This is a genomic window from Phenylobacterium sp., assembly GCF_025351295.1.
In the GTDB taxonomy this organism is placed as follows: domain Bacteria; phylum Pseudomonadota; class Alphaproteobacteria; order Caulobacterales; family Caulobacteraceae; genus Phenylobacterium.
This window is the reverse complement of sequence record NZ_JANXWD010000099.1, coordinates 1-20,693: the sequence shown is the minus strand read 5'-3', so window position 1 is coordinate 20,693 and position 20,693 is coordinate 1. Positions and strand designations below refer to the sequence as shown.

General features: G+C 69.5%; 19 protein-coding genes and 1 pseudogene. 11 read left to right on the top strand and 9 right to left on the bottom strand.

Translation table 11 applies throughout. The features are described 5' to 3' along the window. Together groL and groES are read right to left on the bottom strand one after the other, a co-directional pair. Positions 1 to 1,145 (bottom strand): chaperonin GroEL (gene groL, locus Q0R13_RS14005; RefSeq protein WP_293904928.1); only part of this gene is annotated, 1,145 nt, incomplete at its 3' end. 43 nt (positions 1,146 to 1,188) lie between these two features. Continuing rightward, entirely contained in the window at positions 1,189 to 1,476 is a 288-nt protein-coding gene (gene groES / locus Q0R13_RS14000; protein ID WP_293904926.1) for a co-chaperone GroES, read from the bottom strand. Between the two features lie 260 nt (positions 1,477 to 1,736). Here groES and Q0R13_RS13995 point away from each other — a divergent pair, with 260 nt between their 5' ends. The 7 genes from Q0R13_RS13995 (at position 1,737) to Q0R13_RS13965 (ending at position 10,058) form a co-directional block, all read left to right on the top strand. Further along, a complete protein-coding gene (locus Q0R13_RS13995) occupies positions 1,737 to 2,948 on the top strand; it encodes a cyclopropane-fatty-acyl-phospholipid synthase family protein (protein ID WP_293904924.1) in 1,212 nt (403 codons plus the stop codon). Between the two features lie 94 nt (positions 2,949 to 3,042). Beyond that, positions 3,043 to 3,450 carry a hypothetical protein gene (locus tag Q0R13_RS13990; protein WP_293904922.1) on the top strand — a complete coding sequence of 136 codons (408 nt, stop codon included), beginning with the start codon at positions 3,043 to 3,045 and terminating at the stop codon, positions 3,448 to 3,450. Positions 3,451 to 3,759: 309 nt separating this feature from the next. After that, entirely contained in the window at positions 3,760 to 5,007 is a 1,248-nt protein-coding gene (locus tag Q0R13_RS13985; protein WP_366852967.1) for an acyl-CoA dehydrogenase family protein, read from the top strand. 243 nt (positions 5,008 to 5,250) lie between these two features. Then, positions 5,251 to 6,726, top strand: a complete 1,476-nt coding sequence (locus tag Q0R13_RS13980) for a tannase/feruloyl esterase family alpha/beta hydrolase (protein WP_293904918.1) — start codon at positions 5,251 to 5,253, stop codon at positions 6,724 to 6,726. Between the two features lie 26 nt (positions 6,727 to 6,752). Further along, a complete protein-coding gene (locus Q0R13_RS13975) occupies positions 6,753 to 8,228 on the top strand; it encodes a tannase/feruloyl esterase family alpha/beta hydrolase (protein WP_293904917.1) in 1,476 nt (491 codons plus the stop codon). 269 nt (positions 8,229 to 8,497) lie between these two features. Further along, positions 8,498 to 9,250, top strand: a complete 753-nt coding sequence (locus Q0R13_RS13970; RefSeq protein WP_293904915.1) for a sulfite exporter TauE/SafE family protein — start codon at positions 8,498 to 8,500, stop codon at positions 9,248 to 9,250. 229 nt (positions 9,251 to 9,479) lie between these two features. After that, positions 9,480 to 10,058, top strand: a complete 579-nt coding sequence (locus Q0R13_RS13965; RefSeq protein WP_293904913.1) for a GNAT family protein — start codon at positions 9,480 to 9,482, stop codon at positions 10,056 to 10,058. On the opposite strand, the gene Q0R13_RS13960 is transcribed toward Q0R13_RS13965, so the two are convergent. The 3 genes from Q0R13_RS13960 to tadA all read right to left on the bottom strand — a co-directional run bounded on the left by Q0R13_RS13960 (position 10,055) and on the right by tadA (position 12,221). Next, complete coding sequence (locus tag Q0R13_RS13960; RefSeq protein ID WP_293904911.1) at positions 10,055 to 10,963, bottom strand: SDR family NAD(P)-dependent oxidoreductase; 909 nt, start codon at positions 10,961 to 10,963, stop codon at positions 10,055 to 10,057. The genes Q0R13_RS13965 and Q0R13_RS13960 overlap by 4 nt on opposite strands. A gap of 218 nt (positions 10,964 to 11,181) precedes the next feature. After that, positions 11,182 to 11,688 (bottom strand): hypothetical protein, encoded by a 507-nt coding sequence (locus tag Q0R13_RS13955; protein WP_293904909.1) that lies wholly within the window; start codon positions 11,686 to 11,688, stop codon positions 11,182 to 11,184. An 83-nt stretch (positions 11,689 to 11,771) separates the two neighbouring features. After that, on the bottom strand, positions 11,772 to 12,221 hold the full coding sequence (gene tadA / locus Q0R13_RS13950) for a tRNA adenosine(34) deaminase TadA (protein WP_293904907.1): 450 nt from the start codon (positions 12,219 to 12,221) through the stop codon (positions 11,772 to 11,774). Between the two features lie 12 nt (positions 12,222 to 12,233). Here tadA and Q0R13_RS13945 point away from each other — a divergent pair, with 12 nt between their 5' ends. Next, positions 12,234 to 13,541: a pseudouridine synthase gene (locus tag Q0R13_RS13945; RefSeq protein ID WP_293904905.1), complete on the top strand. Its 1,308-nt coding sequence runs from the start codon at positions 12,234 to 12,236 to the stop codon at positions 13,539 to 13,541. Here Q0R13_RS13945 and Q0R13_RS13940 read toward each other — a convergent pair. After that, positions 13,498 to 14,121, bottom strand: a pseudogene (locus Q0R13_RS13940) (enoyl-CoA hydratase/isomerase family protein); the annotation flags it as partial. The gene Q0R13_RS13945 and the pseudogene Q0R13_RS13940 overlap by 44 nt on opposite strands. 155 nt (positions 14,122 to 14,276) lie before the next feature. Between Q0R13_RS13940 and rsmD the strand changes: the two are divergent. After that, positions 14,277 to 14,873 carry a 16S rRNA (guanine(966)-N(2))-methyltransferase RsmD gene (rsmD, locus tag Q0R13_RS13935; protein WP_293904903.1) on the top strand — a complete coding sequence of 199 codons (597 nt, stop codon included), beginning with the start codon at positions 14,277 to 14,279 and terminating at the stop codon, positions 14,871 to 14,873. Here rsmD and Q0R13_RS13930 read toward each other — a convergent pair. Continuing rightward, on the bottom strand, positions 14,860 to 15,657 hold the full coding sequence (locus Q0R13_RS13930) for a class I SAM-dependent methyltransferase (RefSeq protein WP_293904901.1): 798 nt from the start codon (positions 15,655 to 15,657) through the stop codon (positions 14,860 to 14,862). The genes rsmD and Q0R13_RS13930 overlap by 14 nt on opposite strands. 104 nt (positions 15,658 to 15,761) lie before the next feature. Between Q0R13_RS13930 and Q0R13_RS13925 the strand changes: the two genes are divergently transcribed. Then, positions 15,762 to 16,739, top strand: coding sequence for a 2OG-Fe(II) oxygenase family protein (locus Q0R13_RS13925; RefSeq protein ID WP_293904899.1), 978 nt, complete (start codon positions 15,762 to 15,764; stop codon positions 16,737 to 16,739). Here the strand turns inward: Q0R13_RS13925 and mutL are convergent. Beyond that, positions 16,736 to 18,565, bottom strand: a complete 1,830-nt coding sequence (gene mutL, locus Q0R13_RS13920) for a DNA mismatch repair endonuclease MutL (protein WP_293904897.1) — start codon at positions 18,563 to 18,565, stop codon at positions 16,736 to 16,738. The two genes, Q0R13_RS13925 and mutL, sit on opposite strands and share 4 nt — an antisense overlap. A 49-nt stretch (positions 18,566 to 18,614) precedes the next feature. Here mutL and Q0R13_RS13915 point away from each other — a divergent pair, with 49 nt between their 5' ends. Further along, entirely contained in the window at positions 18,615 to 19,589 is a 975-nt protein-coding gene (locus tag Q0R13_RS13915; protein WP_293904895.1) for a TraB/GumN family protein, read from the top strand. Positions 19,590 to 19,626: 37 nt separating this feature from the next. Here Q0R13_RS13915 and Q0R13_RS13910 read toward each other — a convergent pair whose 3' ends face one another. Then, on the bottom strand, positions 19,627 to 20,418 hold the full coding sequence (locus tag Q0R13_RS13910) for a TerC family protein (RefSeq protein ID WP_293904893.1): 792 nt from the start codon (positions 20,416 to 20,418) through the stop codon (positions 19,627 to 19,629). Between the last annotated feature and the right edge of the window lie 275 nt (positions 20,419 to 20,693).

The window sequence follows — 20,693 nt, the reverse complement described above, 5'->3', positions numbered from 1 at the left end:
CCGACGCGGACCACCGCAACGCCGCCGGCCAGCTTGGCCAGGCGTTCCTGCAGCTTTTCCTTGTCGTAGTCGGAGGTGGTGTCCTCGACCTGCTTCTTGATCTGCGAGATGCGGCCTTCGATGTCCGCCTTCACGCCGGCGCCATCCACGATCGTGGTGTCTTCTTTGGTGATGGTGACCTTCTTGGCCTTGCCAAGCATCTCGAGCGTGACGCTCTCAAGCTTGATGCCCAGGTCTTCGGAGATCAGCTGGCCGCCGGTCAGGATGGCGATGTCTTCCAGCATCGCCTTGCGGCGATCGCCGAAGCCCGGCGCCTTGACCGCCGCGACCCGCAGGCCGCCGCGCAGCTTGTTGACCACCAGGGTGGCCAGGGCTTCACCTTCGACGTCTTCGGCGATGATCAGCAGGGGCTTGCCCGACTGGACCACGGCTTCCAGCACCGGCAGCAGGGGCTGCAGCGAGGAAAGCTTCTTTTCGAAGAGCAGGATCAGCGGATCCTCGAGGTCGGCCTCCATCTTCTCGGCGTTGGTGATGAAGTAGGGCGAGAGATAGCCGCGATCGAACTGCATGCCCTCGACGACGTCGAGTTCGGTCTCGGCCGTGCGGGCCTCTTCGACCGTGATCACGCCCTCGTTGCCGACCTTTTCCATGGCCTTGGCGATCATGTCGCCGACCTCGGTGTCGCCGTTGGCGGAGATGGTGCCGACCTGGGCGATCTCGGCGTTGGTGGTCACCTTGCGCGAGGAGTTCTTGATCTCCTCGACGACCTTGGCGACCGCCTTGTCGACGCCGCGCTTCAGGTCCATCGGGTTCATGCCGGCCGCGACCGACTTCAGGCCTTCGATGACGATGGCCTGGGCCAGCACCGTGGCGGTGGTGGTGCCGTCGCCGGCCTTGTCGTTGGTCTTGGAGGCGACCTCACGGATCAGTTGGGCGCCGAGGTTCTCGAAACGGTCGGAAAGTTCGATTTCCTTGGCCACCGTCACGCCGTCCTTGGTGGAGCGCGGCGCGCCGAACGACTTCTCGATGATCACGTTGCGGCCCTTGGGCCCCAGGGTCACCTTCACGGCATTGGCGAGGATGTTGACGCCGCGCAGCATGCGGTCGCGCGCGTCGGAGGAGAAATAGACGTCTTTGGCAGCCATGGCTGTCTCTCTTCTCTGAAAGGTGTGTTTGTGGGCGGGTCGCTTAGGAGACGACGCCCAGGATGTCGCTTTCCTTCATGATCAGCAGGTCCTCGCCGTCGAGCTTGACCTCGGAGCCGGACCACTTGCCGAACAGGATGCGGTCGCCGGCCTTGACGTCCAGGGGCTGGACCTTGCCGTTGTCGTCGCGGGCGCCGGGGCCGGTCGAAATCACTTGGCCTTCCTGCGGCTTTTCCTTCGCGGTGTCGGGAATGATGATCCCGCCCTTGGTCTTTTCCTCTTCCTCGACGCGCTTGACGAGGACGCGATCTCCCAGGGGACGAAACGCCATGTTTGTTCTCTCTCTTTCCGTGCTTGGACGGTCTTTGAATGCGGTGACGGCGGCGGGCGAGCGCGGCTGTTAGCAGTCCCAACCCACGAGTGCCAGCGTCGATGGGGAGTTAGGAACAGCCAGCCTGGGAGTCAAGGCGGATGCGCATAAAGACCGGTATCGGAACGACTTGGCATTTCCGCGACGGTTCCTACTCTGAGCGCCGCGGAAAACGGGTTAGGCCGGCGTGTTAGGCCCCGATCCTGGGCAGGAGTGAGGCGATGGGACTGCAATCGGTGCTGGAGGGTGTCGTCCGCGAGGGCGACCTGACCTTGAAGCTGCCGGGCGGCGGGACGCTGCGGCTCGGCGACGGCGCGGGACCGCGGCTGGTCGCGCGGATCACCAGCGGCCTGTGGGCGGCGCGGATCGCGGCCAAGCCCGGCCTGGGGGTCGGCGAGGCCTATATGGACGGCGGCCTGGTGCTGGAGGACGGCGAGATCGGCCAGTTCATCGACCTGATCGGCGCCAACGCCAAGTTCAAGAAGCGCGGCAAGCGGGGCCTGCGCCGCTGGCTGCGGCGCGCCCTGCGCGAGGCCAACGACCGCGTCGCCGCCCGGCGCAACGCGGCGCACCACTATGACCTGTCCTACGACCTCTACCGGCGGTTCCTGGACGAGGACATGCAGTACTCCTGCGCCTATTTCGAGCGCCCCGACATGACCCTGGAGGAGGCGCAGCTGGCCAAGAAGCGGCACGTCGCCGCCAAGCTGCTGCTGAAACCCGGTCAGCGGGTGCTGGACATCGGCTGCGGCTGGGGCGGCATGGCCATGACGCTGGCCGAGGAGGCCGGCGTCGAGGTTAACGGCGTGACGCTGTCGGTCGAGCAGCTCGCCGTGGCCCAGCGGCGCGCCGAGGCCCGCGGGCTGGCCAGCCGCGCCCGCTTCTCGCTCACCGACTATCGCGACGTGACCCAGACCTACGATCGGATCGTCTCGGTCGGCATGTTCGAGGCCGTGGGGCGGCCGAACTACCAGACCTTCTTCGACGGTGTCGCACGGTTGCTGACCGACGACGGCGTGGCGCTGATCCATTCCATCGGCCGGCCCGAGAGCGGGGTGACCAACGCCTGGATCGACAAATACATCTTCCCGGGCGGCTACAGCCCGGCGCTCAGCGAGGTGATGCCCGCCATCGAGCGGGCGGGTCTGATCGTCACCGACGTGGAGATCCTGCGGCTGCACTATGCCGAGACGATCCGCCACTGGCGCCAGCGCTTCGCCGCCGTCCGCTCCGAGATCGTCGAGCTCTACGACGAGCGCTTCTGCCGGATGTTCGAGTTCTATCTCGGCATCGCCGAACAGAGCTTCCGCGCGCGCCGCCAGTTCAACTTCCAGCTACAGCTGGCCAAGCGGGTCGACGCCGTGCCGATCACCCGCGACTACATCGGCGACACGGAACGCGCCATGAACCGTCCGACGAAACGGGTCGCCTGAGTCTTATGCCGCGCCTGAAATGTCTGGAGGCGTCCAAAAACCGCCGCTAGGTTCCGGCAGAACCCATCGAACGTCTGTTTGGAGAGATATGCCCATGCGCCGCGCCGTTGCGCTCGCCGTCCTCGCCGCCTTTGCCGTCGGCGGGGTGGCCCAGGCCGAGACCTGGACCAAGTTCGCCACCATGGAGAACGGCGCCGATGTCTCCTACGACAGCGACTACACCTACAAGGACAAGCAGACCGGCCGCCTGATCGTCATGCAGGCCCTGTCCAAGGGCACGCTGGGCCCCTCGGCGCCCGGCAAGGCCGACAGCGTCGGCAGCGTCGTCGCCATCGACTGCCAGAACAAGAACATGATCTCGATGGCCTCCTTCCGGCCGAACACGCCGCTGGACATCAAGGCGACCTGGCGCACCGACACGCCCAAGAAGGCGACCGGCGCGGACAACGAGGCCCTGATCACCGCCGTCTGCCCCCACGCCGACAAGGCGCCGACAAAATAAGGCGGGCGCCGGGCCGCGAGGCGACCCGGTGGGCAGTCAGGGTGGGGACGTCGGGATCAAGCTCCGACTCCGCGCTCCGTCCCAACCTTCCCCACCCCGCTCGCCTTCGGCGAGTCGGCCCTCCCCGTTAAGGGAGGGAAACGCCTGCCTGCCTCCCTATGGAGTTAAAACGCTTGTTTGAACCCGGTCGATGGGCCAAAGCTTCCCCAAACAAATCTCTGCGGGAGTGACCAGATGAGCGAGACCCTCAACAAGCCGGCGCAGTCGAGCTTCAACCTCAGTCCCCAGGACGAAATGAACGACCTGCGGATGTCGGAGAAGGCGCTGCCGCTGCTTAACAAGGTGAAGACCTTCATCCGTGAGGTCGTCGATCCGATGAGCGCCGAGTTCCACCGTCTGGGCGAGGGCAATCGCGACATCTGGTCCTATGCGCCCGGCCAGCTGGAATGCCTGGAAGCCGCCAAGGACAAGGCCAAGGCCGCCGGCCTGTGGAACTTCTTCCTGCCCAACGCCGAGACCGGCGAGGGCCTGTCGAACCTGGACTACGCCTACATCGCCGTCGAGCTGGGCAAGAACCGGATGGCGTCGGAGACTATGAACTGCGCCGCGCCCGACACCGGCAACATGGAAGTCCTGGAGCGGGTCGGCACCCCGGAACAGAAGAAGCAGTGGCTGGAGCCGCTGCTGGCCGGCAAGATCCGCTCTGCCTTCGCCATGACCGAGTTGAACTCGGCCTCGTCCGACGCCAAGAACGTCAACACCCGCGCCACCCTGGTCGGCGGCGAATACGTCATCAACGGCGAGAAGCACTACATTTCCGGCGCCGGCGACCCGCGCTGCAAGATCATGATCACCATGGTGCAGACCAGCGACGACGGCCCGCCGGCGCTCCGCCAATCGCAGATCCTGGTGCCCACCGACGCCCCCGGGGTGAAGATCATCGGTCCGCAGCATGTGTTCGGCGACCCCGACGCGCCGCATGGCCACATGCACATCGTGTTCGACAACGTCCGCGTGCCGGCGTCGAACATGCTGCTGGGCGAGGGCCGCGGCTTCGAGATCAGCCAGCTGCGCCTCGGCCCCGGCCGCATCCACCACTGCATGCGCGCCATCGGCTCGGCCGAGAAGGCGCTGGACCTGATGGTCACCCGCGGCCTGACCCGCACCGCGTTCGGCAAGCCGCTGGTCCAGCTGGGCGGCAACATCGAGATGATCTCCAAGGCCCGCATCGACATCGAGGCCATGCGCCTGATGGTGCTGAAGGCCGCCAAGGCGATGGACGTCCTGGGCAACCAGGAAGCCCGCGTGTGGATCCACATGGTCAAGGCCATGGTCCCGGTCCGGGTCTGCGAGATCATCGACCAGGCGATCCAGATGCACGGCGCGCTCGGCGTCTCGCAACACACCCCGCTGGCCAAGATGTACGCCAACACCCGCACCCTGCGGATCGCCGATGGCCCGGACGAGGTCCACCACATGGTGGTCGGCCGCAACGAGCTGCGCCAGTACCGTGAGATGCCCGCCGACCCGTCGACGGCGGCGGTGTTCCGGAACTGATAAATCGCGACAGTCGCCTTCTCCCCCTGCGGGAGAAGGTGGCAGCCGCAGGGTGACGGATGAGGGGTCGCGTTCCGCTCGGTGCGCGACCCTCTTCGTGTCTGACCGAGCCTCTTGAACGACCCCTCATTCGACCCGCTTCGCGGGCCACCTTCTCCCGCAAGGAGAGAAGGGTTTGGTTTCGCAAACCCCCGGGCTGTGCTGAACTCCTCCCAACAAGAGCTGGCTGGGGAGATATCCAAGATGAAGGCGATGCTGATCGCGATGGGCGCCGCCATGGTCCTGGCTGCGCCGGGACTGGCCCGCGCCGAGACCGCCTGCGCGGACCTGGCCAAGACCCCGCTGGCCCACGCCGAGGTCACCTCGGCCACGGCCGAGAAGTCCGGGACCGTCGACCTCTGCAAGATCGCGGTGACCAGCCGGCCGACCAAGGACAGCGATATCCGCCTGGAGGTCTGGATCCCGGTGGGCGGCGCCTGGAACGGCAAGTTCGTGCAGCTGGGCAACGGCGGCTTCGCCGGGACCGTGCCGTCGGGGCGGCTGAAGGCGATCGCGGCCACCGGCTATGCCACCGCCGGCACCGACGATGGCCACCAGGACCCGGTCGGCACCTCGGCGACGTGGGCCCTGGGCCATCCGGAGAAGATCACCGACTTCGGCTACCGCGCGCTGAAGGAGACCACCGACATCGCCAAGGCGCTGATCAAGGCGCAGAAGCTGGGCGGCCCGAAGACGTCCTATTTCTATGGCTGCTCGGATGGCGGCCGCGAGGCGTTGATGGAAGCGCAGCGCTATCCCAATGACTTCGACGGCATCGTCGCCGGCGCGCCGGCCAACTACATGTCCGAGCTGTTCGGAGTCAGCGCCGCCAACCAGCAGGCGCTGCACCAGCCGGGCGGCTACCTGGACCTGCCGCAACTCAAGCTGCTGCAGGCCGCGGCCCTGGCCGACTGCGGCGGCGCCACCTTCGTCCGTGACCCGGCCGCCTGCCGCTTCGATCCCGGCAAGCTGCTGTGCAAGGCCGGCCAGGCCGACGGCTGCCTGACCGCGGCCCAGGTCCATTCGGCGCGCACCATCTACGCCGGCCGCGCCGATCCGCGCACCGGCAAAGTCGCCTTCCCCGGCTTCACCGCCGGCGCCGAGGCCCAGGGCGGCAGCTGGCAGGCCTGGACCACGGGTTCGACGCCGGCTGCCAACGGCAATGCAGCCGGCTACCAATTTGCGTCCAACGCCTTCAAATACTTCGCCTTCCAGGACCCCAACTACGACCTCCTGACGATGGATCTGGGGACCGGGTTCGACGGCGCGAAGGCGAAGATGTCGTCGATCATCGACAGTCCGGACGCCAATCTGGCGGCCTTCAAGAAGCGCGGCGGCAAGCTGATCCAGTACCATGGCTGGAACGACCCCGCGATCCCGGCGCGCTCCAGCATCGTCTACTATGAGGACGTCGGGCGCACGATGGGCGACACCTCGGGCTTCTACCGAATGTACCTGATCCCCGGCATGCTGCACTGCGCCGGGGGCCCTGGGCCGGGCACGGTCGACTGGCTCGCGGTGCTGGACGGCTGGGTCGCGGGCGGCAAGGCGCCGGCCGAACTGACCGCCACCATGACCGCGGCCGGCGGCGATCCCAAGCAGCTGCTCTGCCCCTATCCGGGCGTGGCGCGCGAGGACGGCAAGGGCGGCTGGGCCTGCTCGGTGAAGAAGAAGGGTTAGGCGCTCAACCGCGCCGGGAGGGGACGATGAAGATGAAGCCCTACCTTCTGGCGGCGGGCGCCGCCCTGGCCGTGGCGCTGCCCGCTGCCGCGCGGGCCGAAATCGCGTGTGCCGACCTCGCGCACATCCGGCTGCCCCACGCCGAGGTGACCTCGGCCAAGGTCGAGACGCTGAGGTCGGGCGAGGCCTGCCGCGTCCTGGTGACCAGCCGGCCGACCAGGGACAGCGACATCCGCATCGAGGTGATGATCCCGCTGGGCTCGGCCTGGAACGGTAAGCTGGTGCAGGTGGGCAATGGCGGCCTGGCGGGCGCGATCCCCTCGGCGGCGATCAAGGCCCGCGCAGAGCTCGGCTATGCCGCCGCCGGCACCGACGACGGCCATGTCGGCAACGGCCGCACCGCGCTCTGGGCGCTTGGACATCCGGAGAAGATCCGGGACTTTGGCACTCGTTCGCTGAAGGAAACCACCGATACCGCCAAGGCGCTGATCTTGGCCCAGACCGGCGGCCCGGTCCGGCGCAGCTATTTCATCGGCTGCTCGGCCGGCGGGCGCGAGGCGCTGATGGAAGCGCAGCGCTTCCCCAACGACTTCGACGGCATCGTCGCTGGGGCCCCGGCCAACTACAACACCCTGTCCACCGGGGGTCGCGCCTACATGCAGCAGATGCTGGCCAGGCCCGGCGCCTATCTGGATCTGGCGGCCCTGCAGCTGCTGCAGGACGCCGCGTTGAAGCAATGCGCCGGCGGCGGCGCGTTCATCCGCGACCAGCAGGCCTGTCGCTTCGATCCCGGCGTCCTCAGGTGCAAGCCGGCCCAGTCATCCGCGTGCCTGACCGCCCCGCAGCTCGCCGCCGCGCGGGCGCTCTACAGCGGCCGGCCAGGTCCCGGCAGCCGTTCGACCTTCCCGGGCTATACCCCGGGCGGCGAGGCCCAGCCGGGCGGCTACCAGGCCTGGAACACAGGCGCGTCGCAGGCCGCGATCGGCGAGGCCTCCGGCCACGCGATCTCCTCGCAGTTCATGAAGTACTTCGTCTACGGCGACCCGTCGTTCGACTTCCTGAAGGCCGACCTCGGCCCCAAGTACGACCGTGATCGCCAGAAGACCGCCGCCCTGCTGGACGCGGTCAACCCCGACCTGACGCCGTTCAGGAGCCATGGCGGCAAGCTGATCCAGTACCATGGCTGGAACGACCCCGCGATTCCGCCCCTGGGCAGCCCGCGCTACTATACCGAGGTGGGCCGCAAGACGGGCGACACGTCCAGCTTCTATCGGCTCTACATGATCCCCGGGATGCTCCATTGCCGCGGCGGCGCCGGCCCCGGCGAGGTCGACTGGCTGGAGGTCCTGGACCGCTGGGTGACCAAGGGCGACGCGCCGGGGAGCCTGACGGCCCGGGCCGACGCGGGCAACGCGACCCAGTTGCTCTGCCCGTACCCCGGCGTCGCGCGCGCCGACGGCAAGGGCGGCTGGACCTGCGCCGTGTCGAAGCGGAAGGGTTGATCTGGTCGATCAACCTTGGCCGTCGCCAGGCTTCGGTGTAAGCGACCCGCGTTCCGCCATGGAATCGTCACTGAACATAAGTCGCCCGGCCCTGGCCGCGGCGCCCCAGGTCGCATCTGCCCGAGCAGATGGCCGGCCTCTCCCCTGCGCTCGCCCTGTGAGGTTTGCAGCGCCCATCCGGTCCCGCGCGCGACGCGCAGCTGGCCCGCAATCGGAGGTGGCCTGTGTCCACCTTTCGGGGCGGTCCGCAACCTCGGAGGACTATCCCCATGACCCTGGTCACAGGCGCATTCATCATCGCCGCTGCCTTCCTGACGGCGGCGATATCCGGCGTGTTCGGCATGGCCGGCGGCCTGATGCTGAAGGGGGCGCTGGCCCTCGTCCTGCCGGTCTCGGCGACCTTCGTCGCCCACGGCCTGCTGCAGCTGGTCGCTAACGGCTGGCGCGCGATCCTGCATCGCCAGCATGTCGCCTGGAAGATCGTCGGCCTCTTCGCCCTGGGATCGTTCGTGGCCGCGGGCATCGCCGGCCTGATCACCGTGGTCCCGACGACGGCCACCCTCTACCTGTTCATGGGCCTGGTGCCCTGGCTGGTCTGGATGCCGGACCGGTGGCTCAAGCTGGACGCGCGACGGCCGGAACAGGCCCTGCTGTGCGGCCTGAGCGTCACCGGCGTGAACCTGACCGCGGGGGTCGCCGGGCCGTTCCTGGATATCTTCTTCGTCCGCACCAGCCTGACCCGCCACCAGATCGTCGCCACCAAGGCCGCGACCCAAGTGTTCAGCCACCTGATGAAGATCGCCGTCTACGGCGCCCCGCTGCTGGCGGTGCACGGCAAGGGCCTGCCGCCGCTCTGGGTGTTCGCCCTGGCGGTCCCGCTGTCCATGCTGGGCACGGCGGCCGGCGGTGTTGTGCTGAACCGGCTGAGCGACGTGAATTTCAAGCGCTACCTGCGCCTGATCCTGTCGGTGATCGCCGTGGTCTACCTGGCGCAGGCCGCGCGCCTGTACCTGCAGGGCTGAGGCCAAAAAAAGAGCCGGGTCCAAAGGGACCCGGCTTTTGAGTTCATGGGGAGGAAACGCCCAGAATGGGCAAGCCAGAGATATGTCGGCCTCTCGACGATGCAAGGGCGGCCCCGGTTGTTATTTGACGGCGCGGTGGGGAGACGGCTTCAACCGCGGCAAAGTGGTCTGCACAGTTTGCTGAAACTGGACATATCGGGCAGGCCGCTGGCCCCCTAGGGATCGCGCCATGCAGCTCGACCTGAAGATCATCGAGAACCGCTTCGTGCGGCTGGAGCCGATGAGCCCGGCTCACCGCGAGGCCTTTCGCGCCGCCTGCGACGCGGACCTGGAGACCTGGACCAGGCTCTACCCCTATCCGATGGGCGGCGAGCATTTCGACGCCGGCTGGGCGCGGTTCTACGCGGCGCCCACGCCCGACCGCCTGAACTATGCGGTGACGGAAGCTGGCGTCTGCGTCGGCGTGTCCAGCTACCTGCGCATCGATCGCCAGCAGGCCACGGTGGAGATCGGCGGCACCTACTATGGGCCCGAGGTGCGCGGTGGCCCGGTCAACCCGGCGGCCAAGCGCCTGCTGCTGGAGGACGCCTTCGCGTCCGGCGCCCGGCGGGTGCAGTTCCGGGTCGACGCCATCAACGCTCGCTCGCGCGCCGCGGTGCTGAAGCTGGGGGCGGTGCAGGAGGGCATCAGCCGCGCCGACATGGTCACCTGGAACGGCCGCGTGCGCGACACGGTGACGTTCTCGGTGCTGGCCGACGAATGGCCAGCGGTCCGCGACCGGCTGGACGCCCGCCTCGCGGCGTTCTAGGCCGGCGCCTTGGCGGGCTCCACCATCTTCACCTGCGCCACCCGCCGCGACTCCGGCGTCGGGAAGAACACCTGGTCGGCGGCCTTGGCGACCTCCTCGGCCGTGTAGGGTCGCCCGGGCTGGAAGCCTTCGGTCTCCAGCATCTTGATCTCGCGTACGCCGCGCGAGGAGACGCCCAGGATCTTGCCGGAGTGGTCGGCGGCCAGGTCGGAGACCATGTAGAGCACGCCGGGGGCCACGTTCTGCGGCAGGCTCAGCGGATCGGGGTCCTTGCCGATGCGGCCGGGCAGGTCGGAGGTCATCCGGGTATAGGCCCCGGGCGCCAGGCCCATGACCCGGATGTTGTACTTGCGCCCCTCGATCGACATCACCCGGACCATCCCGTAGATGCCCGCCTTGGCCGCCCCGTAGTTGGTCTGGCCGAAGTTGCCATAGAGGCCAGAGGTGGACGAGGTCAGCACCATCGAGCCGCCGCCATGGTCCTTCATGTATTTCCAGACCGGCAGGGCCACGCAATAGGTGCCCTTCAGGTGCACCTTCACCACCAGGTCCCAGTCCTGCTCGGAGGTGTTGGTGAACGACTTGTCGCGCAGGATGCCGGCGTTGCAGACCAGGATGTCGACCTTGCCGAAGCTGTCCAGGGCAGTCTTCAGGATGTTCTCGCCGCCCTGGATCGTCGACACATCGTCGCCGTTGGCCACCGCCCGGCCGCCCGCCGTCTTGATATCGGCGACCACCGTCTCGGCCGCCGCGCTGGTTCCGGTCCCGGTTCCGTCGCGCGATCCGCCCAGGTCGTTGACGACCACGGCCGCGCCCTCCTTGGCGAATAGCTTGGCGTAGGCCTCGCCCAGCCCGCCGCCGGCCCCAGTGATGATCGCGACCTTGCCCTCGAGCAGTCCTGCCATGACGTCCTCCCATACCGTTGTTTGGAAGCATCATCGGACCCGGGGGCCGCCGAACGCAAGGGGCTATCAGCTCTCTGCAAGTGTCCGCACAAGATGCGCGAGGCCGGCGAGTTTCGCGCGCTCGACCATTTTCCGGTCGGCTGTCAGAACCCAACCCCCTCTGGCCTCCGCCAGCGCCAGATAAGCCGCGTCGTAGGCTGAAAAGCCATGGGTCCGCCTCACCGGCCGTCACGATCTTCCCGGATCAAGGCGGTGCTGTCGTGCCCTAGCGGCATGCGTGCGACGACCATAGACTCAACAAGCTGGCGTCGCCGCGCCATGGCCGATGCGTCCAGAACCGCCAGCACGGCGCCGGCCCGATCCAGCCCTGCCTCCTCGGCAAGATCATCGATCATTCGGAGCGTACTCGGGGCCATCGCCTCAAGCGACAACATCAAACGATCTCCTGCCCCTTCCTCGGTCTTGGCGGGCCTCTCCGTCCCTCGCTCCCGAACAAAGGTCACCCGCTCACCGCCGATATCCACGCGTGACGTCAGCCAGCCAGCTTCACGCCAGGCCGCGGCGTTCACGTGGGTTCCAACACTGTTTGACCACCATGCGGGGTAGCTTCGCGCGGAGCTTGGAAGTCGGAAGCCGAGGATCGCTTCCATCTCCCGAAACGTCATCGGGATCTCTGATTCCATTTTTTCCGCGAGGTGACGCTTCAGGGGCTCGTACTTCGACACCTCGGCCTCCGCGACTATGCTAGTATGTTAAATGTAACATATATCAGACCTAGTCAACGTTAGATGTAACTTCTCCCCCGCCGTCATCTCCTCGCCCCCTTCCGCCGCGCTTGGAAGAACCCCTTCAGTACGGCCGAGCTTTCGTCCGCCAGCACGCCGCCTTCGACGAGCGGTCGCCAGTGGCAGGTCGGCTGGTCGAAGAACCGGGGGCCATTCACCACCGCCCCGCCCTTGGGGTCCTCGGCGCCGAACACCAGGCGACCGATCCGGGCGTGGCTGATGGCCCCGGCGCACATCGCGCACGGCTCCAGGGTGACGACGAGGGTGAGGTCGGTGAGCCGGTAGTTGCCCCGTTTGCGGGCCGCCTCCCGGATCGCGACGATCTCGGCGTGGGCGGTCGGATCGTGGCTGCCGATCGGCCGATTGGCCCCCACGGCGATCACTTCGCCGGTGGCCGGATCGACCACGACGGCGCCCACCGGGGTCTCGCCCGCGGCGGCGGCGGCTTGCGCCGCCTCAAGGGCGATGCGCATGGTGCGAAAATCATGGTCCACGATCCATTACGACCCCAGCCCGACGACGCGGGTCAAGACCTCGACTCCGATGACGAGGTCTACGGCGCCCCCGAAAGCGATGCCGAAGGCGGCGGCGAACGCGTGGCCAAGCTGCTGGCCCGCTCGGGGGTCGGCTCGCGCCGCGACGTCGAGCGGCTGATCGGCGAGGGCCGGGTGGCGATCAACGGCCGGACGCTGACCACGCCGGCGGTGAAGGTCGAGCCCAACGACATCCTCACCGTCGACGGCGAGGTGGTCGGCGAACCGGAGCCAGCGCGGCTGTTCCGCTATCACAAGCCCGTCGGCCTGGTGACCACGCACAAGGACCCGGCCGGGCGACCGACGGTGTTCAAGGCCCTGCCCGACGGCCTGCCGCGGCTGATCTCGGTGGGCCGGCTCGACATCAACTCCGAGGGCCTGCTGCTGCTCACCAACGACGGCGCCCTGGCCCGCGCCCTGGAGCTGCCCTCCAGCGCGGTCGTCCGCCGCTACCGCGCCCGCGCCCATGGCCGCACGACCCAGGAGCGGCTGGACACCCTCAGCAAGGGGATCACCGTCGAAGGGGTCCGCTACGGTCCCATCGAGGCGCGCCTGGACAAGGCCAGGGACGGGCCGCAGGGCGCCAACCTGTGGCTCACCGTCACCCTGAACGAGGGCAAAAACCGCGAGGTCCGCCGCGTGCTGGAGGCCCTGGGCCTGAAGGTGAACCGGCTGATCCGCCTGGCCTATGGGCCGCTGGCCCTCGGTACGCTGGGGGTCGGCGAGCTGGAGGAGGTGGGCCCGCGCGTGGTCCGCGAACAGTTCGGCGAGCACATCGAGGCCGACAACATGCCGACCGGCGAGCGGCCGCTCTACCGCTCGCCCCGCAAGAGCGCCTCGCGCCGCGCGCAGGACGAGGCCAAGACCCAGCAGGAGCTGGCGCCGATCCGCGCGCCGAAGGAGAAGCCGGTCTACAAGGCCGGCTGGGCCAAGCCGAAGCCCAAGGTCCGCCAGCCGCTGAAGGACAAGGCCGACGCCAAGGTCCGCGCCTCGGCCGCGACCCGGCCCGCGCGCAAACCGAAGCCGGCGGCCAGGGCGGCGGCGCCTACCCGGCCTGGGATCGTCGATCGGCCCACCACCAACCCGCGCGGCCGGCCGGCGGGGGCCAAGGCCGCCGCGCCTAGATCTCCTGGATCCGCGCGGGGGCCTGGCCCTGCCGCAGGCCCTCGCGGGCCGAAGCCGTCCGCATCACCTGCAGGAACGCGTGCCGCTCGTCCGCCAGGCCCTCGGAAACCGGGCGGTCCAGCGCGGCGCGGGTGAGGCGCTTGGCGTAGGCGATCCCCTCGGCGCCCCGCGGCTCCCACTCCGCCGCGATCTCCAGCGCCCGGGCCAGCGGGTCGGCGGCCAGTTCGTGCACCATGCCGATGGCGTGCGCCTGCCGGCCGGTGAAGGTCAGGCCGCGCAGGATGATCTCCAGCGCCTTGGCCTCGCCGACCACCCGGGGCAGCCGCTGGGTTCCGCCGCCGCCGGGGAAGATGCCGATCCGGGTTTCCGGCAGGCCGATGGCGGCCACCTCCGGGCTGGCGATCCGCAGGTCGCAGGCCAGCGTCAGTTCGAAGCCTCCGCCCATGCAAAGGCCGTTGATCGCGGCTATGACGGGCTTGGGCGCGTCGAAGATCGCATCGACCAGCGCCAGGTAGCCCTGGGCCGGCGGGCCGTCGGCCGGCGGCGGCTCCGGCGCGGCCTTCAGCGCGTCGCCCATGTTCGACAGTTCGCCGACGTCATAGTGGCGGATGAAGATGTCCGGAATGCCGCCGGTGACGATCACCGCGCGCACCGCCGGGTCGGCGCTGAGCGGCCGGAACAGCTCCAGCATCTCCTGCGCGCCGGCCGCGGTCATGGTCCCGAACGGCGGGTTGGCATAGGTCATCACCGCCGTGCCGCCGCGTCGCGTCACCGTCACCAGGCCCATCGTGGTCTCTCCCCGCAATCCGTTGATCTTGATTGTTGGGCCAAACCTTGGAACGGGAGGGCCCAGGCAGCAAGGAGCCGTGGGTGCGTATCGTCTCAGGGGATTTCCGCGGCAAGGCGCTGGTCGCTCCGCCCGGCGCCGCCACCCGTCCGACCTCCGACCGCGCCCGGCAGGCGATCTTCAACATCCTGGAGCATGCGTCCTGGTCGGCCGGGGTCCGCGACCGCCGCGTCATCGACCTGTTCGCCGGCTCCGGCGCCCTGGGTTTCGAGGCCCTGTCGCGCGGGGCCAGCTTCTGCCTGTTCGTGGAAACCGACGAGGCGGCGCGGGGCGCGATCCGCGACAACGTCGAGGTGTTCGGCGGCCTGTTCGGCAAGACCCGCGTCCATCGCCGCGACGCCACCGACCTGGGTGTGCGTCCCGGTGGCGATGGCCCGGCCTTCGATCTGGCCTTCCTCGACCCGCCCTATGCCAGGGGCCTGGGCGAGACCGCCCTGGCCAAGCTCGCGGTCGGCGGCTGGCTGGCGCCTGAGGCGACCGTGGTGTTCGAGCGCGGGGTTGGCGAGCCGGCGTTTGCCGTGACCGGCTTCACGGCCCTGGACGCCCGCGACTACGGCGCGGCGCGCGTGCATTTCCTCAGGTACGCGCCGCTTCCGGCTTCGGTGTCTAGGCCGGCGTGACCGCGAGGTGTCGCGCCCAGGCGGGCGGCGCCTCGCGCCAGGCCATGTGGACGTGGTCGTTGAACGAGGCGACCGCAAAGCCGAACCGGCCCCACAGCGCCGCCAGCGCGGCGCGCGAGAACAGGGTCACGTGGCCATTGCGCGGTCCGATGTACCACCAGCCCAGGCCGGCGCCCGGCGGCTGGGCCAGGGTCGCGAAGACCACCGCCCCACCGGGCTCGAGCAGGGCGACGATGTCGCCTACGCCGGCCGCGGGGTCGGGCATGTGCTCCAGGGTCTCCAGGCAGGTGATCAGGTTGAACCGCCGCGCCGGCCGCCCGGCGAAGCGCGGAGTGTAGGGGTCGTAGGTGGCGCAATGGAAGCCGGCCTCGACCATCGCCTCGGCGAAGCGGCCGTTGCCGCCGCCGTAGTCCAGGATGTCCAGCGCCGCCTTCGACGCGGCCAGGACGCCGGCCAGCGCGCCGGCCATCTGCTGCGGTCGCTTGGCGACGTAGTCCGGGTCCACGGCCGCGTAGCCTTCGTTATAGACGTGCGCCTCGAAGTCCGCCTGGACCCAGTCGTCGAAGGTGTCGGTGAAGATGAGGCCGCAGACAGCGCACTGACGGTATTGGATCGGCACGCCGGTGCGCGGCAGCACCACGCCGCGCGCGTCCTCGCAACTGCGGTTGAAGTCGACGATCCCCAGCGGCGTCGCCTCGCCCCCACAGACCTTGCAGGCCGTCGCCGCCTCGCTGGGCGCCCGCAGCCTGGATGTCAGATCGGCCCGGATCGCGCCCGCGTCCACGGCGCACCCTAGCGCCTTCCGACCAGGCTTTCGATATCCGCCGAAACCGCTTCTGCGGCGCGGGCGGCTGGCCTATGCCACCGTCGCGGACCGTTGGAGCCCAGATGAACGCCCGTCCCCCTTCCCAGACCACGGTTCCGGTGGTCGACCTGTCCGACCCGCCCCAGGCCGTGGCCGGACAGGTGTCGCGGGCCTGCGCCGACTGGGGCTTCTTCCAGCTGGTCGGGCACGGCCTGGATCCGGCGCTGCTTGCCGCGGTGACGGCCGAGGCCAGGGCCTTCTTCGCCGGTCCCCCGGCGGCCAAGCGCGCGCTGGCCCGCAGCCGGGAGAACCCCTGGGGCTACTACGACCGCGAGCTCACCAAGAACCGCCGCGACAAGAAGGAGATCTTCGACATCGGGCCGGACCTGGCGGCCGAGCGGGTGGCCGGCGACGTGTTCGCGGGCGACACCCCGTTTCCGGACTGGCGGCCGCAACTGAAGCCGGTGGCCCGCGCCTATGTCGCGGCCTGCGAGGCGCTGTCGTTCCGGCTGCTGCGGCTGGTGGCGACCGGCCTGGGCGCGCCGGCCGACGCTCTGGCCGAGGCGTTCGAGGGCGTCCACACCAGCTTCCTGCGGCTCAACCACTACCCGACCCGCGATCCCGCCGACGCGACGGCCGACCGCCCGGCCGGGCTGGGCATCCACCACCACACCGACGCCGGGGCGCTCACCCTGCTGCTGACCGACGGCAGGCCGGGCCTGGAAGTCCTGAAGGACGACGTCTGGCGCCCCGTCGATCCCGCCCCCGGCGGCCTGATCGTCAATATCGGCGACATGGCCCAGGTCTGGTCGAATGACGCCTATCGGGCCCCGCTGCACCGGGTGCTGGCCATGGAGGCCGAAGAACGCCTGAGCCTCGCCTACTTCTTCAACCCGGCCTACGCCGCCGTGATCCGGCCGCTGCCGGAGGTGGTCCGGCCGGACGCGCCGGCCCGCTACCGCAACCTCGGCTGGAGCGAGTTCCGCCGCCGCCGCGCCGAGGGCGACTTCGCGGACCATGGCGCCGAGGTGCAGATCAGCGACTACCGCCTGCCGGCCTAACGCCGTCCGAACAGGCGCTCGATGTCGGCCAGCTTGAGTTCCACATAGGTCGGCCGCCCGTGGTTGCACTGGCCGGAGTGGGGGGTGGCCTCCATCTGGCGGAGCAGGGCGTTCATCTCCGGGGCGGTCAGGCGGCGGCCGGCGCGGACCGAGCCGTGGCAGGCCATGGTGGAGCAGACGTCCTCCAGCCGCTCCTTAAGCGCCAGCGCCTGGCCGTTCTCCGCCAGGTCGTCTGCGATGTCGCGGACCAGGCCGGACGCGTCGGTCTCGCCCAGCATGGCCGGGACCTCGCGCACCAGCACCGCACCGGGGCCGAACGGCTCCAGCACCAGGCCCAGCGCCGCCAGTTCGTCGGCGCGGCCCAGCACGCGCTCGGCCTCGGCGGGGTCCAGTTCCACCACCTCGGGCAGCAACAGCGCCTGGCGGGCGACGCCGCCGTCGGCCATCTCGGCCTTCATCCGCTCATAGACCAGCCGCTCGTGGGCGGCGTGCTGGTCGACGATGACCACGCCGTCGCGGGTCTGGGCGACGATGTAGGTCTCGTGCACCTGGGCGCGGGCGGCGCCCAGCGGGAAGTCGACCGGGTCGAACACCGCGGTCGCGGTCGGCTCGGCAAAGCCCGGTTCGTAAGCCTCGGCGCGGGCCGACACCTCCGAGAGCCCGGGGATCCCCTGCACGGCTTGCGCCGCGGCGGCCCAGCCGCCCTGCCGCCAGGCCGAGAACCCGGCGCCGGAGGGCTGGTAGGGCGGCAGGGTGTTGGGCCGGAACCCGCCCAGGGCCGCCATCGAGACGGTGGTGGACGCCCGGTGTCCAGCTCCCGCCAGGGCGTGGCGCAGGCCGCCGACGATCAGGCCGCGCACCAGCCCCGGATCGCGGAACCGCACCTCGGCCTTGGCCGGGTGGACGTTGACGTCCACCAGCTCCGCATCGAGCTCGACGTAGAGCGCCGCCACCGGATGGCGGTCGCGGGCCAGGAAATCGGCATAGGCCCCGCGCAGCGCGCCTTGCAGCAGCCGGTCGCGCACCGGCCGGCCGTTGACGAACAGGTACTGGTGGGCGGCGTTGCCGCGGTTGAAGGTCGGCAGGCCCGCATAGCCGGTCAGCCGCACGCCCTCGCGGTCATGGTCGATCAGCAGGGCGTTGTCGGCGAAGTCGCGGCCCAGGATGGTGGCCAGCCGCGCCAGCCGGCCTGCCTCGCCGGCCGGCTCGGCGGGCAGGCGCAGGGCGCGCCGGCCGTCCAGGTCGAGCGAGAACCCCACCGCCTCGTGGGCCATGGCCTGGCGCTTCAGCTCCTCGGTGATCGCCAGCGCCTCGGAGCGCTCCGACTTCATGAACTTCAGCCGCGCCGGGGTGGCGTAGAACAGGTCGCGCACCTCGACCCGCGCCCCGTGTGGGCCGGGGAAGCCGGCCGGCGACACCGCGCCCACCGCGCCCCCCTCGACGAAGATCGCGTGCGCGTCGGCCATCTCGCGGGCCCGGCTGGTGATGCTGAGCCGCGACACCGAGCCGATCGAGGGCAGGGCCTCGCCGCGGAATCCCAGGGTGGAGATCCTGAGCAGGTCGTAGCCGCCGTCCGCGCCCGGGTTCAGCTTCGAGGTCGCATGCCGTTCAACCGCCAGCGGCAGCTCGCCCGCCGCCAGGCCGGCGCCATCATCGGCCACCAGGATACGGGTAAGGCCGCCGCCGTCCGCCTGCACCTGGACTTCGGCAGCCCCGGCGTCGAGCGCGTTCTCCACCAGCTCCTTGACCGCGCTCGCAGGCCGTTCCACCACCTCGCCGGCGGCGATGCGGTTGATCATTTCGGGCGGGAGGCGGCGGATCGGCATGGCGGCTAGACCTCACCACATAGTACGATTCCGCGGAGCCTCTCCCGTCATGAAAACCACCGCCCGCCGGCTAAATCGCCTCGCGTCCGTCACCCTGGCCGCGCTGGTCTGCGCCCTGCCGGCGTTCGCCCAGGCGCCGCCCGCCGCGGTCACCGACGACCCCGACGCCACGCTGGTCGAGGAACTGGTGGTGGTGGGCCGCCTGCCCGGGCCGGCCTGGTGGCGGGTGCAGGACGCCGACACCACCGTCTGGGTGCTGGGCGTGCCCTCGATCGCCCCGCGCCACATGGAGTGGGACCGGGCGATCTTCGAGCGCCGGCTGCAAGGCGCCAACGTCGTCGTGCTGCCGTTCGTCAATGTGAAGGCCAAGCTGGCCGGCTCGCTGGGCACCGCCTTCAACCTGATACGGGTGAAGGCCGGCGGGCCCTATGAGGCGAAGCTGGACCCGGCGACCCGCGCCCGGTTCGTCGCCGTGCGCACCCGGCTGGGGCAGAGCGCCAGCCACTACAGCACCGGCAACCCCCTGGCGGCGGGCGTGCAGCTGGCCATCGACTACCGCGACCGCTCCGGCCTGACCAACATGGACCCCGCCAAGCTGGTGCGTCTGCTGGCCCAGCGCGCGCGGATCCCGGTGGTGGAGAAGAGCTACGACCTGGGCGGCCAGCTGGGCGCCATCATCCGCACCCCGCCCGCCACCGGCCGGGCCTGTTTCGACGAGGTGCTGGCGCAGGCCGAGGCCGGGCCGGGCGTCACCCTGGCCGCCGCGCGCGCCTGGGCGACCGGCGACGTGCCCGGGGCCCTGGGGAACGAACGGACCTACGAACGCTGCCTGGCCAGCATCTCCGGCGGCCGCGCCTACGACGAACGCACCAAGGCCGACGAGGCCGCCGCCATCGTCAAGGCGCTGCAGACGCCCGGCCACGCCATCGTGTTGGTCCCGCTGCGGCCGCTGCTGGCGCAAGGGGGCGTGCTGGACCGCCTGCGCGGCCAGGGGTTCACGGTGAAGACGCCGGGGGAGGAGTAGGCGTCTTTTCCCTCCCCTCAAGGGGAGAGGGATGCCGTCAATGCAGGGTCTTGTCGATCGGGGCGGGGCGGGCGCGGCGGGCGAGCATGTTCAGCGCCTCGACGCCGCCGGAGAAGGCCATGGCGGCGTAGATGTAGCCCTTGGGCACGTGGACCCCGAAGCCGTCGGCGATCAGCACGGCGCCGATCATCAGCAGGAAGCCCAGGGCCAGCATGACGATGGTCGGGTTCTTGCGGATGAACTCCGCCAGCGGGTCGGCCGCCAGCAGCATCACCCCGACCGCGATGATCACCGCCGTCATCATGATCGCCAGCTGGTCGGTCATGCCCACGGCGGTCAGGATCGAGTCCACCGAGAAGACCAGGTCGAGGATCAGGATCTGGACGATCGCCGTGGCCAGGCTGCCGCCGACCCTGGCCTTGGTGTCCATCACGCCATGGGTCTGGTTCGGGTCGACCTTCTCGTGGATTTCGGTGGTGGCCTTCCAGATCAGGAAGGCGCCGCCGGCCAGCAGGATCAGGTCGCGCCAGGAGAACGAGAGTTCGAACAACGGGCCGCCGTGGTCGCCGGCCGGGCCCTGCCAGGGCAGGGCGAACACCGGCTTGGTGAGGCCGGCGATGAACGAAAGGGTCGACAGCAGCGCCAGCCGCATCAGCAGCGCGAGCGAGATGCCGATCCGCCGCGCGCGGCGGCGCTGATGCTCGGGCAGCTTGTTCGAAAGGATCGAGATGAAGACCAGATTGTCGATGCCGAGCACCACCTCCATCACCACCAGGGTGACCAGCGCGGCCCAGGCGGTCGGGTCGCTGACGAGGGCGGCTATGTCCATTCCGGTCTCCAGGGGTCGGCTATTTATCTAGGGCGTCCGCGGCCGGGGACCAGTCCCTGGCGACGCTTCGGGCAGATGCCGCTTTTTTGTGCGGCCGGGCCTTGGCCTCTCAGGTTTGTGAAGTGAAAATTCTCCTCTTGGGCGAGTCCTGCCGAAAACACGGGCGCCATCCGCGAGCTCTTGTTTCGCCTTGTTACCGCACCGTGAAGCGAGGCTATATTTAGATTACAACCGGTTAAACAATGGTCGAAAATCAGGTTTGCAACAGCTCAATT